Here is a 14,073-nt window from a genome sequence, read left to right on the forward strand (position 1 = left end):
GCAGGCGTAACAGCAAAGCACTCCATTGCTCATAAATGAGATTTAGCTTCCGTCAGGTGAAAAGTCGGTCGCTCTTCCTGCAGCTCCTCGTGGCCGTGGTCGCCGGTGTGCTGGTCGGTCACTTCTTCCGCTCGTTCGGCGCCGACCTGAAGCCGATCGGCGACGGCTTCATCAAGCTGATCAAGATGGTGATCGCACCACTGATCTTCTGCGTGGTGGCGACGGGCATCGCGAAGGTCGGGGACCTGCGCGCGGTCGGCCGGATCGGGCTGAAGGCGCTGATCTACTTCGAGGTCGTGTCGACGGCCGCGCTCGCGTTCGGCCTGCTCGTCGGCAACGTCGTGCGTCCCGGCGACGGCATGAACGTCGATCCGTCCACATTGGACGCCTCCGCCGTCGAGGCGAAGACGCAGGGCGGCCACCTCCCCGGCGTCGTCCAGTTCCTGCTCGACCTCATCCCTTCCAGTGTGGTGGACGCGCTGGCGCGCAACGCGTTGCTTCAGGTGCTGCTGTTCGCGGTGCTGTTCGGCTGCGCGCTCGCCCAGCTCGGCGAACGCGGCAAACCGGTCGTGGACCTGTTGGAGCGCATCAACCTGGCGTTCTTCGCGGTGCTGGGCTACATCATGAAACTGGCGCCGCTCGGTGCGTTCGGCGCGATGGCGTTCCTGGTCGGGCAGTACGGCCTGGGGTCGTTGCGCACGTACCTGTGGCTGATCCTGGCGTCCTACGGCGCGGCCCTGCTGTTCTGCACCCTGCTCGGGGTGATCGCGTGGGTGTTCGCGCGAGTCAACCTCCTCCAGTTCCTGCGCTACACCAAGGAGGAGTTTCTTCTTGCGCTGGGCACGGCGTCGTCGGAAGCCGTGCTGCCGCGGATGATGGCGAAGCTGCAACGCGCCGGCTGCGCACCCACGTCCGTCGGCCTGGTGCTGCCGACCGGGTACTCGTTCAACCTCGACGGCGCCTCGATCTACCTGTCGCTGGCCACGCTGTTCCTGGCGCAGGCACTGAACATCCCGCTCGACCTCGGCGATCAGCTGACCATCGTGCTGGTGCTCGTGCTGACCTCCAAGGGCATGGCGGGCGTGCCGGGTTCGGCGTTCCTGGCCCTGTCCGCCACCGTCGCCGCGGTCGGCTCGATCCCCGCCGCGGCAGTGGCGTTGCTGCTCGGCGCCGACCGGATCATGGACTCGATGCGGGTCTTCACGAACCTGCTGGGCAACTGCGTGGCGACGTTCGTGGTGTCCCGCTGGGAAGGCATGCTCGACGTCGAGCAGATGCGGTCAGTGCTCGGCGATCCACGCGGTCACGACCTCGTCGACGAGCGCGAGGGTGAGCCTGCCGTGGCGCAGGACGGCCTCGTGGAAGTCGCGGACGTCGAACGCCGTCCCTAGCGCTCGTTCCGCGGTGGCGCGCAGTTCCTGGAACTTGAGGCGCCCCAACGCGTACGCGAGCGCCTGGCCGGGTTCGCCGAGACAGCGGTCCACCTCGGACTCGATCTGCGCGAGCCCCATCGGCGTGTTCTCGACGAGGAAGCTGACGGCCTGCCGACGGCTCCACCCCAGGGCGTGCAGGCCGGTGTCGACGACGAGCCGGCCCGCGCGCATGGCGTCCATCGTGAGCATGCCGAGCCTGTCCTCGTCGTCGCTGTAGAGGCCCATCTCGTCGGCGAGCCGTTCGCAGTACAGGGCCCAGCCCTCGCTGAACACGCTGATCGGAGCCTTGCGCCTGAGAACCGGAAGGTCCTTCAGCAGCGCGGCCTTCGAGTGCTCGAAGTGATGTCCCGGCACGGCCTCGTGGTACGCCGTGGCCTCGTCCGTGATCCTGAGCCGGTTCCGCGGGTCCTTGGTGTTGACGAAGTACGTGCCGGGCCGGCTGCCGTCCTCCGCGGCTGGGAAGTAGCTCGGCGGCACGTGCGCGGGCACGCCCGGCGGCGCCGCTTTGATCACGCACGTCGCGTCCGGCACCGTGCGGAACCAGCGCGGAGCAGCGGCTTCGGCCTTCTCGACGGCAGCGCGGGCGGCGCGGAGCATCTCGTCGGCGTCGGTGTGGCGGAACGCGGGATCGTGGCGAATGCGCTCGAACACGCCGTCACCGCCGTACCGCGCGAACTCCGGCTTGAGCTCCTCGATCAGCCTGATGCCGGTGGCGTGCAGGTATTCCGGGTCGAGGTCCTCGGTCGTGTGCGCGCGAATCGCCTGGCCGTAGGCGTCGTTCCGCAGCCAGCACAACCCGGCGTGCCCGGCATCGCGCCCCAGTGGAAGGGCTTCCTGCCGCAGGAAGTCGCGGTACCCCTGAATCGCCGGTCGCACCACCTCGTCGACTTCGGCGCCATCCGACAGGTCGAACGCGCCGAGGTTCGCCAGATGCCCGTCCAGCAGCGAGATCGCCTGTTCCACCAGGTGTGCCACCGGCGTCAGACCGTCCGCGAACCCGGCCCGGTGCCGCGCGATCACCGTCGCGAAGAACCCGTCGAGCCCCCGCAACCGCTGCAGGTAGCCCTGCCGTCGTTCCGGCGTGTCGACCGGCGAACGCGACAGATTGGCCAACGTGCCGGGAACGACCGTGCGGATGTTGGCGCTGATCCCGAACTCGATCTGCCGGGAGCCGATGACCTCGGACTGCGTGCGCAACTCGTGCAGCACGATCCCCAGCGTGATGCGGTCGGACGTCGTCGCGGGCTCGATCTTCAACGCGTCCTCGCGGATGGCCAGGAGCCGCGCCCGATACCGCTCCCCGCCTCCTCCCCGTGGTCGGTGAGCGACTCGTGGTCGACGTCGAAGCCCATCAGGCTGGCGTCGAGCGGATAGCGGTCGAGAATCACGTCGAAGAGCCGGTCGGCAATCGCGTCGGCTTCCGACATCCGTCCCCCAGGAGTTACGCCGTTGAGCGGCCATCACCTGCCTTTGTAGCGGGTATGCCGTACCCATGCGGTGGCTATTGCTGATCATCCTGCTGACCGGCTGTTCCGCGCTCCCCCTGTCGTCCCCTGGTCCACAGGTCGACCGGGTACCGACCGGCACCCTCGACGCCGCCGCCGCGCGCACGTCGCTCGCGGCGCTGCCCGTGGCCGTACCGGGCCGGATGGACGGCTACGTGCGCGACTGCTCGGACGGCAAGGCGTGCGTGTTCGGCCAGCCCTGGTTCGACACCGACGGCGACGGCTGCGACCAGCGCAGCCAGGTCCTGGCCCGCGACCTGACCGAGGTCGAGCGCAAACCGGGCCGGTGCGGCGTCCAGTCGGGCAACCTCGACGACCCGTACACGGGCACGCGGATCAGCGGTACCTCGAAGATCCAGATCGATCACGTGGTGCCACTGGCGGAGATGTGGCGCAGCGGCGCCGCGGCGTGGGCTCCCGAACAGCGCCTGGCCGCGGCCAACGACCTGCGCAACCTCGTGGCGGTCTCGGGGAAGGTCAACCAGTCGAAGAGCGACAAGACGCCTGACGAGTGGATGCCGCCCAACGCCGGGTACGCGTGTTCGTACGGGCGGATCTATGTGACGGTGAAGGCCGCCTACGGGCTGAGCGTGGTGGCGGCGGAACGTTCGGCACTGGAGAGCGCGCTCACGACGTGCGGTTGACCCGAGCGGTGAGGACGCCAGATGAACCCCGAGTACCCCGTCTCGATCAAGGGCGTGGTGGTCCGCGACGGCAGGGTGCTGCTGCTGAAGAACGAGCGTGACGAGTGGGAACTGCCCGGTGGCCGCATCGAGGCCGGCGAGACGCCCGAGCAGTGCCTCATCCGCGAGATCACCGAGGAGACGCGGTGGAAGGTGAGCGTCGGGCCGATCCTCGACTCGTGGATGTACTACATCGAGGTGGCCAGGAAGAACGTGTTCATCGTGGCCTACGGGTGCCTGCTCGACAGCGACGACGAGCCCGTTCTGTCGCATGAACACAAAGAGATCGGGCTGTTCACCGAGCACGAGATCAGCGCGCTCAACCTGCCTCACGGTTACCGGCGCCCGGTCGCGAACTGGTTCGCTGACCTGCGCCGGGGCGAAGGTATCGACATAAAGAAAGACCCAGGTCAGGAAGCCTGACCTGGGTCTTATCCCACCGAGCCGCCTATCGGAATCGAACCGATGACCTGCTCATTACGAGTGAGCTGCTCTGGCCGACTGAGCTAAGGCGGCGAGACGCGATAACTATAACCGACCCGCAAGCGCGTTACTCACGGGGGGCGGCTTCGTTGTACGGACCGTGACTGACGTCACCACCTCCCCACCGTCGAGGAGTGGTTCATGCGCCGTTCGTTGTCCGTGCCGCTGGCCGGGTTGCTGCTCGCGTTGATCGCGGCTCCCGCGCTCGCGCAGCCTCCGACCACTCCGGTGCCGGGACCGCGCGATCCGAACCAGCCGCCCGCGTCGGCGCCGAACGGGCCGCAACCGCTTGCGCATGCCGTCGGGGATGCCGGGACCGGGCTGAGCGTGGTGCGGCTCGGGCCGCAGGGGGTGCCGACGAACACGATCCTGCCCGGGCTGGGTGAGCAGTTGCCGAAGCAGTCGGTGACCGAGTTCGGGCTGGGGCTCGCGAGTGCGCAGGTCAACACCGAGGCGTTCCTGAGCACCGAGCGGGTGGTGACGCAGGCCAATCCGTTCGGGTTCGCGGTGGCAGGGCGCTCGCCGCAGTCGCCGGGGACGCTGGTGCAGACGGCGATTCCGGACAACCCGCAGCCGACGAACGGCGGGCTGCCGATTCCGGAGACGCCGCTCGCCAAGCTCAAGCTGCTCAACGGCAGCGTGCACGCTCGGTGGGACGAGAAGGTCGGGCCGTGCGTCAGTCCGCTGGCCACCGCGAAGACGTCGCTGGCGGGGCTCGAAGTCCTGAGCGCGTTGCCGGCCGAGGTGCCGTTGCCGGTGAAGACCAGCCTGATCAGCATTCCGGACGCGTTCGAGGCGAGCTCGGTGGTCAAACTCGTCGACCTGCCGGGCAGCAAGAACAAGGCGGTCGAGTCGACGTCGACGATGCGGGCGGTCAGCGTGGAGCTGGCGGGCGGCATCAAGATCGACGTGGCGACGCCTCCGACGCTCACGGCCACGGCGACCGGGGACGAGAAGACCTCGACGATCACCTACACGGCGCCGGTGCTGAAGGTCAGTCAGAACGGCAAGGAGCTCGGCACTCTCGACGCCGCGCACCCCACCATCGACATCCCATTGCTGCTGGACCTGGTCGTGATCAAGCTCCAGATCGCCGGGCTCAACGAGAAGAAGGCGGCCTTCACCGGCACCGGGTTCAGCGGGTTCCAGCTCGGGGCCACCGCGCGGATGCTCGACGTGCAGGTGCTGCCGACGGACAAGTTGAAGCTGCCGAACCTGCCGACGGCGCTCGCGCAGATCTCGCTGGGCGAGCAGATCGTGCGGGCCGCGGCACCGCAGGGTGGCGTGATCTGCGGGACCTCGCAGCCGCCGCAGACGAACGTGCCGCAGCAGCCCGGCGCGCCAGCGGCGCCACCCAGGGGGGCACCGCCGCTGGCCTACACGAACGCCGCGTACAACTCGATCCCGCTGTTCTGGACCGGCACGGCTCTGCTGCTCGCGGGCGTCGTGATCTTCGCCGCGCTGCCGGCTAGGGCACCATCCAGCCGAGCACAGGGGTCGACTGCAGATAGGCGATGACGCACATCGCCAGCAGCAGCACCAGACTCCAGCCGAAGACCTTGCGGAACAGGTCTCCCTCACGGCCGACCAGACCCGCGGCGGCCGTGCCGATGGCGAGGTTCTGCGGCGAGATCATCTTCGCCATCACGCCACCGGAGCTGTTCGAGGCGCCGAACAGGAACGGTGACGCGCCGAGTTGTTGTGCGGCGGTGACCTGGAGGCCGCCGAACAGCGCGTTGGACCCCGCGTCCGTGCCGGTGATCGCGACGCCGAACCAGCCGACGACCGGCGACAGGAACGCGAAGAACGCGCCGGTCCCCGCGAGCCAGAGGCCCAGAGTCGTGATCTGGCCCGAGTAGTTCATGACGTACGACAGCGAGAACACCGCGAGGATCGCCACGATCGCCCAGCTGAACTGCTTGATCGTCCTGCCGTAGATCTCGACGCCCTTGCGCGCGCTGATCCCCAGCAGTGCCAACGTGATCAGGCCCGAGAGGAACAGCAGCGAGCCCGTCGCGGACGCCCAGTTCAGCGCGTACTCGACCTTGATCGGCTTGCCGTTCGGTGCGACGAGGTGCATGCCTGGCCACGCGAACTTGTAGGTCAGCGAGTCGAGGAACTTCTTCACCGGCACGATCTGCGCGACCGAGAAGATCGCCACGATGATCGCGTACGGGCTGAACGCCATGATCACGTCACGCCGCGAGTCGGCGACAGACCCACCGGCGATGACCGGCGGGATAGAGCGTTCCGGCTGCCAGACCCGCACGAGCGCGATCAACGCGAGCACCGAGACGACGGCCGCGATGATGTCGCACAGCTTGTAGGACCAGAAGTTCGAGACCAGGTACTGCGTGATCGCGAACGAGCCGCCCGCCACCAGAGCGGCCGGCCAGGCCTGCTTGATGCCGCGTTTGCCGTCCACCACGAAGACCAGCACGAACGGCACGAGCATCGCCAGGATCGGCACCTGCCGGCCGGTCATCGCGCCGAACGTGTCCGCCGGCAGCCCGGTGACCGTGTTCAGCACCGTGATCGGGTTGCCCATGCCGCCGAACGCCACCGGCGCGGTGTCCGCGATCAACGCCAGCGCCACCGCCTTCATCGGGTCGACGCCCAGCGCGATCAGCATGACGGAGCAGATCGCGACCGGACCACCGCCGCCCGCAAGGGCTTCGAGCAGCGCGCCGAACGAGAACGCGATGACGATCGCCTGCACCCGCTGGTCGTCGGAGATCGAGCTGAACGACCGCCGCAGCACGTTGAAGTGTCCGCTGTGGACGGTCAGGTTGTAGATCCAGATGGCGTTGAACGTGATCCACAGGACCACGAGCACGCTGGTCGCCGCGCCGAACGCCGCCGAGTTGAGCACCTGGCCGAGCGGCATCGAGTAGCCGAAGAGCGCGACGCCGACCGCGAGCACGAGGGCGGTCAGACCCGCCCAGTGCGCCTTCCACTTGAACCCTCCGAGCAGCACCAGGACCGCGACGAGAGGGATGAGCGCGAGCAGAGCCGACAGGAACAGAGAGCCCGTCGGATTCGGGTTCTGCTGGTACACCAAGGCCGCCTTTCACATGCCTGAACACGTCTCCGGCGGCGGGGAGACGGTGGACTTGTTCCGTTGTGCGGAACGTAGTTCCATGGTCGGCGGACATGGTGTCACTCCGCCGCCTCGACCGGAAGGCATCCACAGATGCAGATCAGGCACTCGACCCATCCGGCACAGTTGCCGGGCTTCGACACGGACGGGCTGCGGCAGCACTACCTCGTCGACGACCTCTTCGTACCGGGCGAGATCCGGACCGTCTACACCCACGAGGACCGCATCGTCCTCGGCAGCGCGACCCCGTCACCTGGGGAATCACTCAAATTGGAAAGCGCTTCCCCTCTGCGTTCCCAGTACTTCCTGGAACGACGCGAGCTGGCCGTGCTCGCGATCCGCGGGACCGGGACGGTTACCGTGGACGGAACCGAACACGAACTCGGTACGCGCGACTGCCTCTACGTCGGCCAGGGCGCCGTCGACGTCGAGTTCCACGCCGCCGGCGAGGACACCCGCTTCTACCTCTTCTCGACGCCGTCGCACGCCTCGTTCCCCACCGCCGTGGCCCGCTTCGACGAGGTCGACGTGCTGAAGCTGGGCGACCAGAGCACCGCGAACGTCCGTGAGATCCGCAAGTTCGTGCACGCCGACGGCATTCGCTCGTCGCAACTGGTGCTCGGCGTGACCTCGCTGGCGCCGGGCAGCGTCTGGAACACGATGCCGCCGCACACCCACGACCGCCGCACCGAGTGCTACCTCTACTTCGACCTGCCGGAGGAGCACCGCGTCGTGCACCTGTGCGGTGAACCGCAGAACACGCGGAACATCGTGGTGCGCAACGAAGAAGCCGTCATCTCGCCGTCGTGGTCCGTCCACAGTGGAGCGGGAACGCACTCGTACACGTTCGTCTGGGCCATGGGTGGCGAGAACCAGGCCTACGACGACATGGACCCGGTCGCCGTTACGGAGCTGCGATGAGCTTCTCCCTCGAAGGCAGGACGGCACTGGTGACCGGTGCTCGCACGGGCATCGGCCAGGCCATCGCCCGCGGCCTGCACGACGCGGGCGCCCAGCTGATCCTCGTCGGTCGCGGTGACCTCTCCGACGTGGCTCCCGCACTCGCCACGGTCTCGGTGGACCTCTCGAAGCCGGAGTCCGTCGAACCCGCGCTGGCACCGGTACTGGCCGAGCACCGCGTCGACGTCCTCGTGAACAACGCCGGCACCATCCACCGGGGCGCCGCCGTCGACGTCTCGTTGTCGGACTGGCAGCGGATCATGGCGGTCAACCTCGATTCGGCGTTCGAGATCTCGAAGCTCTGCGGACGTCAGATGATCGCCAACGGCGGCGGCAAGGTCGTGAACATCGCGTCCCTGCTGTCCTTTCAGGGCGGAATCCTCGTCTCGGCCTACACCGCCTCCAAGCACGCCCTAGTCGGCATGACCAAGCTGCTCGCGAACGAGTGGGCGGCGTCGAACGTGCAGGTCAACGCGATCGCACCGGGCTACATCGAGACGAACAACACCGCTCCCCTGCGCGCCGATCCCGGCCGCGAACCCGCGATCCGCGAGCGGATCCCGGCGGGCCGCTGGGGCACACCGGAAGATCTGGTGGGCCCGGCGGTGTTCCTTTCGTCCGCCGCGTCCGATTATGTGACCGGACACGTACTGGTCGTGGATGGGGGCTGGCTGGCGAGATGACCGATACCGCCGTCGAAAAAACGCTCGCCGTGCTGGAGGCCCTGGCCGACCACTCGCGCATCACGGACATCGCGCGAGTGACCGGCCTGCCGAAGTCGACGGTCCACCGCCTGCTGCAGGCGATGGTGGACCGCGGCTTCGCGACCCCGGGCTCGGACGGTTACCTGACCGGGCCGCGGGTCCTCGCCCTGGCGGGCAAGGTCCTCCGCCCGATCGACACGGTGGAGCGAGCACGGCCGTCGTTGCGCGCACTGCAGGAGTCGACGAGCTGCACCGTGCACCTGGCCGTGCTGTTCGGCGACGAACTGGTCTACGTGGACAAGATCGAGGCCGACAAGCCGTACCGCATGGCGTCCCGCCTGGGCATGTCGCTCCCGGCCCACGGCACCGCCATCGGCAAGGCCGTGCTGGCCTCGCTCTCCACGTCCGAACTGGACGCCTACATCTCCCGCACCGGCCTGCCAGGCCGGACACCGCGCACGATCACCTCGTCCCCTCGCCTGAAGTCACAGCTGACGCGGGTGCGCCGCTCGCGGTTCGCGCTGGACGACGAGGAGAACGAGGTGGGCGTCCGCTGCGTGGGCGCGGCGATCCGGGACCACGCGGGCACGGTCGTCGGCGGGCTTTCGGCGTCCTCGCTGGCGATGGAGCACTCGCTGCCGGAGCTGATCGCGCTCGGGCCGCGGGTGCTGCGGGCGGCGGACGAGGTGTCAGCCGCGCTGGGGTGGCTCTGAGCGGCGGGCCACGGCGTCGAACAGCTCCCAGCCGTCGAGTTCCGAGGCCTCGGCCTGCCACCCGCGAGCAGAGGCTTCGTCGAGCAGCGCGCGGATCACGCCTGGCCGGTTGAGGTTCAGGCTTCGCCCGTCGGCGTGCCGCACCTGACCCGCGTGCATGAACCCGTCCGCGACCAGATGCCCGTCGCCTGCCCGGAACACCACCACGAGCTGTCCCGGCGCACCTTCACGGCGCAATCGCACCACCTCGCGCCAACCGTTCTCGTGCGAGTGGCGAACCGACCAGATGAACCGGTCGGTGCCGATCAGCAATGACCTGGCACCACGTCGCCCCACCGGTTTCAGCTCTCGTAGAGGTCGAGCAGCCGGGCGATGTCGTGGAACCCGCGCGGGCACGCCGTCACCACGGCCTCGTGCCCACCGGCGGTCTGTGCGTACTCCAGCAGGAAGGCCGGATCGATCTGGTCCGGGTGGTAGATCTGTGCCTCCACGACCACGCCGGTGTCGCTCTCGCAGCGGTAGTGCGGGTCGTGCCAGTGGATCCACCACGTCTGGCCACCGACCTCGATCTCCACCCAGACGTCGTCGATCAGGTCCGGGTCCGGCAGCGCGCCGACGAGCATCCGTGCCATCGCGCGGAACTCGGCGATCAGCCGGGTGAGCTCCGGCCGGAGCCGGGCAGCCGTCTCCTCGGTGACCGTCACGCGGAAGTCCAAGGCCTCAGCCCCGGTGCAGCGTCGTCACCATCGCCTCGATGGCGATGCGTGGCTTCACGTTGACCTCGATGGCCTCCCGGCACGCCAGCACGGCCTCGAGCCGCCGCAGGATCGACTCGGAAGTCCAGCTGGCAGCAGCCGTCCGGGAGTCGCCGGACCGGTCCGGGTGCATCAACGCGGCCTCGGATCCGGTCTTGACCACCAGCGCGTCCCGGTAGAACCCGGCCAGGTCGACCAGGGCCGTGTCCAGGGAGTCGCGCTGCGTCCGGGTGGCCCGGGACTTCTGCCGCTTCTCCAGGTCCTTCAACGCACCCTTGGCCCCGCGAGAGGCAGCGGCGGTCCCCTTGCCGGTGCCGCCGGCGCCCATGGCGGTCTCCAACGCCTCCCGCTCGTTCTCGTTGCGGGACTCGTTGGCGGTGGACGCGTCGTCCTCGGCGGCCTTGATCAGCTCGTCGGCACAGGTGAAGACGTCGGCGGGTTTCCGCAGCGCCAACGGGATCCGCAGCACGGCCTCACGCCGGGAACGCGACTGCTCGTCAGCGGCCAGCCGCCGGGCCCTGGCCACGTTCCCGCCACAGATCGAGGCAGCCCACTGCGCCATCTCCGGTGAGATCCCGTCCACGGTCTCCAGGGCCGAAGCGATGGCGGCGGGCCGAGGCGACCCCAGGGACACCAGCCGGCACCGGGAACGAATGGTCACCGACACGTCGTCCGGGTGATCGGAAGGCGCGCACAGCAAGAACACCGTCCGCTCCGGCGGCTCTTCGACAGCCTTCAGCAGAGCGTTGGCCGCGCCCTCGGTGAGCCGGTCCGCGTCCTCGATGATCACCACCTGCCACCGCCCGGAAGTGGGCCGGCGAGCGGAGATCTGCACCAGCGACCGCATCTCGGCGACGGAGATCGACAGTCCTTCCGGCGCCACGACACGAACGTCGGCGTGCGTGCCGTGCAACGTGGTGCGGCAACCGGAACACTCGCCGCATCCAGGCCGGTCGTCCGTCACCAGGCACTGCAGCGCGCCGGCGAAGGCACGCGCGGTGGAGGTGGGACCGGACCCCGGAGGGCCGGTGAAGAGCCAGGCGTGGGTCATCACGCCGGGCGCGGGGGTGCCGCCCGCGACGATCGTGGCCGCGGCTTCCGCGGACGCCGCCAGGGTCACCACCACGTCGGGCTGGCCGACCACCTCGTCCCACACGCTCATGGGTGCAGTCTTCCAGCGAGGGTCAGACCGCGGCTTGCGGGACCGGGCGCTTGCGCCCCGCCAGCAACGGGACCACCGCGGAACGGACCCGGTCCGCCACGTCGTCGACGTCGCCCACGGCCTCGACCACCACGTAGCGGTCCGGTGCGGCGGCGGCCATCTCGCTGAGCAGCCTCTGCACGCGCCAGTGGTGTTCCGGGCCGATGCCCTTGCCGTCGATGACCGGGCGGTCGAGCAGGATGGTCAGGTCCGGGCGCAACCGGCCGGTGGCCCAGTCGACCAGGCCTTCGAGCTCCTGGTGTTCCAGCGAGCTCGTGGCGCTGAAGTGCGCGAGCGGCGAGTCGACGTAGCGCTCCATCACCACCACGGAGCCGTTGTCCAGTGCGGGGCGCACCTGCCGTTCGACGACGTCCGCGCGGACGGCGGCGGCTACGAGGGCTTGCGCGCGCACGCCTGCCAGTTCGGCGGACGACAGCATCGAACGCAGCCGGCGTTCGTCGTGTTCGGGGTCGGCGGCCAGCAGCACTTCGAGGCCCTCGGCCCGCAACGCGGCGGCCAGGCGGCGGGCCTGCACCGACGTGTCCTCGCGGGTGTCGCCCTCGACCGCGATCAGCATGCCCTTGGTGGGACGGCGGCCGCGGATCGCCGCGAACAGCGACGACAGCACCGGTTCCTCACGGCGGTCGTCCATCTGCCGGTACGCGACGAGGCCCAGCACGATCGCGATCACGGCGCCGCCGAGCATCACCGGACGGCTCGCGTCGACCTCCATCGGGTGGCCGAACACGCTGACCTGCCGCTTCTGCAGCAACGTGAGCAGCAGCGGCGCGCCGGCCGACGCACCGAACAGCACCACCTTCAGCAACGTCTGGATCAGCGCGACCGTGCGGCCGCGCATGTCGTCCTCGACCTGCGAACCCACGATCGTGAGACCCGTCAGGAACGCCACGCCCGCGCACGCGCCGACCAGCGCCACCGTCAGCAGCGCGATCCACAGGTGCGGGGCCAGCGCGACCAGCGCCAGCGAGATGCCGGCGAGCACGATCGTGACACCGAACAGGCGGTTGTAGGCGAGGCGCTGCGCCAGCCGGGGTGCCGTCGCCATGCCGACCGCGAGCCCGAGGAACACGGCCACGAACAGCAGGCCGAACGTCGAGGCGCCGCCCAGCAGCGACAACGCGTAGAGCTTGGCCGTCCCGATCACGGCACCGGCCGCGGCGAACGCGCCGATCATGCCGATGAGCAGGCCACGAACCAGCGGCGTCTTGCCCGCGAACCTCAGGCCGTCGCGGAACATCGCGGTGAAACCGGGCTTGTCCTCGTCGTCCCTCTTGCGGGTCGAGACGACGCGACCGGAGAGCTCAGGCAGGCGGGTCGCGACCAGGATCGCCGAGGTGAAGTACAGCAGGCCGTTGATCACCACCGCGATCGTCGCGATGTTGAACTCCAGGTTCCCGCCCTGCAGGTTCAGGTACGCGGGGATGCCCGAGATCAGCGAGTAGAGACCGAACCCGCTGATCGTCGAGATGCCGTAGGTCATCACGAGGCCGAGCTGGTTCGCCGACTCCACCTGATCCGGGCGGCGCAGCAGGTTCGGGACCGCCGACTCCTTGGCCGGGATCCACAGCATCGCGCAGCAGCCGACCAGGAAGTTCGCGACGAAGAGCCAGATCGGGGAGCCGATCAGCGCGATCGAGATGAACAGCGCCCCGCGCAGGACGTCGCAGACCACCATCACCTTGCGGCGGTCGAACTTGTCCGCGAGCACGCCGCCGATGGGCGCGAAGAGGATGCCGGGCAGCAGCTGGGTCAGCACGACCAGCGGCAGCGCGAACGACTGCCACTCGTAGCTCTTCATCATCGCGGAGACCAGACCGGTCAGCGCGAGCAGTGACAGCCAGTCACCAACGCTGCACAGGTAGGTGACGAGCCAGAGCCTCCGGAACGGGCGGATGGCGAGTACCGATCGAAGCCGGTGAACCGTGGACACGCTGGACTGGGCCTGCCCTGCCTGGCCTGCCTCGGTCACCGATGTGTCCGCGTCCGAAATTTCAGTCACCCCTAAATCGCCACTCCCGTGCGGTCAGCGTAACCGGATGTGGTGAGTCAGCACGCCGGACTCACAACACGGCTAGCTGAAGATCGCTCCGAGAATGCTGACCAGGACCAGGACGAAGAACCCGATGACGACCAGGCAGCCGATGAACGCGGCCACGCCGCTCGTCGGCTTGGCGGGTTGCTGCTGTTGCTGTTGTTGTTGCGGCGCAGACATTTGGTACGTCGGCGCGAACTGCTGGACCGCGTACGGGTGCGACTGCTGCTGCACAGGCGCTCGCTGCGCCCTGCCACGCGGCCGCCGTTGTTCCTGCTGCATCTGCGACCAGACGGCCTGCCGCGCTTCCTCGGTCGGCTCAGGAGGTGTCGGCACCGCCACACGTGAGCTGAAAGACGTCCATTGAGGAGCGACGAAGTTGTCAGCCGTCACCAGGCCCGCGAGCGGGTCGGGGTACAGCCGGGGAGGCGGCGGGGCCTGAGTCCCGTCCGGACCGAACTCGTTGATCGGCACCGCCACCCC

15 protein-coding genes and 1 tRNA gene are annotated in these 14,073 nt (G+C 68.8%); 7 read left to right on the top strand and 9 right to left on the bottom strand.

Annotated features, from left to right (window positions below):
* The first annotated feature begins 56 nt into the window (after positions 1-56).
* Entirely contained in the window at positions 57-1,391 is a 1,335-nt protein-coding gene (gene dctA / locus OG205_RS30825; RefSeq protein ID WP_330271483.1) for a C4-dicarboxylate transporter DctA, read from the top strand.
* On the opposite strand, the gene OG205_RS30830 is transcribed toward dctA, so the two are convergent.
* Positions 1,281-2,690 (bottom strand): DUF885 domain-containing protein, encoded by a 1,410-nt coding sequence (locus OG205_RS30830; RefSeq protein ID WP_330271484.1) that lies wholly within the window; start codon positions 2,688-2,690, stop codon positions 1,281-1,283. The two genes, dctA and OG205_RS30830, sit on opposite strands and share 111 nt — an antisense overlap.
* Positions 2,687-2,860 carry a hypothetical protein gene (locus OG205_RS30835; RefSeq protein WP_330271485.1) on the bottom strand — a complete coding sequence of 58 codons (174 nt, stop codon included), beginning with the start codon at positions 2,858-2,860 and terminating at the stop codon, positions 2,687-2,689. Before OG205_RS30835 ends, OG205_RS30830 begins: the two co-directional genes overlap by 4 nt.
* A 65-nt stretch (positions 2,861-2,925) precedes the next feature.
* On the opposite strand from OG205_RS30835, the gene OG205_RS30840 reads away from it, so the two are divergent.
* Both OG205_RS30840 and OG205_RS30845 read left to right on the top strand, forming a co-directional pair.
* Positions 2,926-3,582, top strand: a complete 657-nt coding sequence (locus tag OG205_RS30840) for an HNH endonuclease family protein (protein WP_330271486.1) — start codon at positions 2,926-2,928, stop codon at positions 3,580-3,582.
* A gap of 21 nt (positions 3,583-3,603) precedes the next feature.
* Positions 3,604-4,044 carry an NUDIX hydrolase gene (locus tag OG205_RS30845; RefSeq protein WP_330271487.1) on the top strand — a complete coding sequence of 147 codons (441 nt, stop codon included), beginning with the start codon at positions 3,604-3,606 and terminating at the stop codon, positions 4,042-4,044.
* Between the two features lie 19 nt (positions 4,045-4,063).
* Here OG205_RS30845 and OG205_RS30850 read toward each other — a convergent pair.
* Positions 4,064-4,137, bottom strand: a tRNA-Thr gene (locus tag OG205_RS30850).
* 108 nt (positions 4,138-4,245) lie between these two features.
* Between OG205_RS30850 and OG205_RS30855 the strand changes: the two genes are divergently transcribed.
* Positions 4,246-5,622, top strand: coding sequence for a hypothetical protein (locus OG205_RS30855; protein WP_330271488.1), 1,377 nt, complete (start codon positions 4,246-4,248; stop codon positions 5,620-5,622).
* Here OG205_RS30855 and OG205_RS30860 read toward each other — a convergent pair.
* The gene (locus OG205_RS30860) at positions 5,573-7,162 is read right to left on the bottom strand and encodes an L-lactate permease (RefSeq protein ID WP_330271489.1); all 1,590 of its coding nucleotides are present in this window, start codon (positions 7,160-7,162) and stop codon (positions 5,573-5,575) included. The two genes, OG205_RS30855 and OG205_RS30860, sit on opposite strands and share 50 nt — an antisense overlap.
* A 135-nt stretch (positions 7,163-7,297) precedes the next feature.
* On the opposite strand from OG205_RS30860, the gene kduI reads away from it, so the two are divergent.
* From kduI to OG205_RS30875, 3 genes are read left to right on the top strand one after another with little or no spacing between them, the layout of a single operon-like run.
* Positions 7,298-8,125, top strand: a complete 828-nt coding sequence (gene kduI, locus OG205_RS30865; RefSeq protein WP_330271490.1) for a 5-dehydro-4-deoxy-D-glucuronate isomerase — start codon at positions 7,298-7,300, stop codon at positions 8,123-8,125.
* Positions 8,122-8,847 carry an SDR family oxidoreductase gene (locus tag OG205_RS30870; RefSeq protein WP_330271491.1) on the top strand — a complete coding sequence of 242 codons (726 nt, stop codon included), beginning with the start codon at positions 8,122-8,124 and terminating at the stop codon, positions 8,845-8,847. Before kduI ends, OG205_RS30870 begins: the two co-directional genes overlap by 4 nt.
* The gene (locus OG205_RS30875) at positions 8,844-9,581 is read left to right on the top strand and encodes an IclR family transcriptional regulator (protein WP_330271492.1); all 738 of its coding nucleotides are present in this window, start codon (positions 8,844-8,846) and stop codon (positions 9,579-9,581) included. Before OG205_RS30870 ends, OG205_RS30875 begins: the two co-directional genes overlap by 4 nt.
* Here the strand turns inward: OG205_RS30875 and OG205_RS30880 are convergent.
* The 5 genes from OG205_RS30880 to OG205_RS30900 form a co-directional block, all read right to left on the bottom strand.
* A complete protein-coding gene (locus tag OG205_RS30880) occupies positions 9,558-9,917 on the bottom strand; it encodes a hypothetical protein (RefSeq protein ID WP_330271493.1) in 360 nt (119 codons plus the stop codon). The genes OG205_RS30875 and OG205_RS30880 overlap by 24 nt on opposite strands.
* 5 nt (positions 9,918-9,922) lie before the next feature.
* Positions 9,923-10,285: a hypothetical protein gene (locus tag OG205_RS30885; protein ID WP_330271494.1), complete on the bottom strand. Its 363-nt coding sequence runs from the start codon at positions 10,283-10,285 to the stop codon at positions 9,923-9,925.
* Between the two features lie 16 nt (positions 10,286-10,301).
* A complete protein-coding gene (locus OG205_RS30890; protein WP_330271495.1) occupies positions 10,302-11,498 on the bottom strand; it encodes a DNA polymerase III subunit delta' in 1,197 nt (398 codons plus the stop codon).
* A gap of 22 nt (positions 11,499-11,520) precedes the next feature.
* A complete protein-coding gene (locus OG205_RS30895; RefSeq protein ID WP_442916604.1) occupies positions 11,521-13,557 on the bottom strand; it encodes a bifunctional MFS transporter/dTMP kinase in 2,037 nt (678 codons plus the stop codon).
* Positions 13,558-13,629: 72 nt separating this feature from the next.
* Entirely contained in the window at positions 13,630-14,064 is a 435-nt protein-coding gene (locus tag OG205_RS30900) for a hypothetical protein (RefSeq protein WP_330271496.1), read from the bottom strand.
* Positions 14,065-14,073 lie beyond the last annotated feature (9 nt).

This window comes from Lentzea sp. NBC_00516 (assembly GCF_036346835.1).
Classification (GTDB): Bacteria; Actinomycetota; Actinomycetes; order Mycobacteriales; family Pseudonocardiaceae; genus Lentzea; species Lentzea sokolovensis.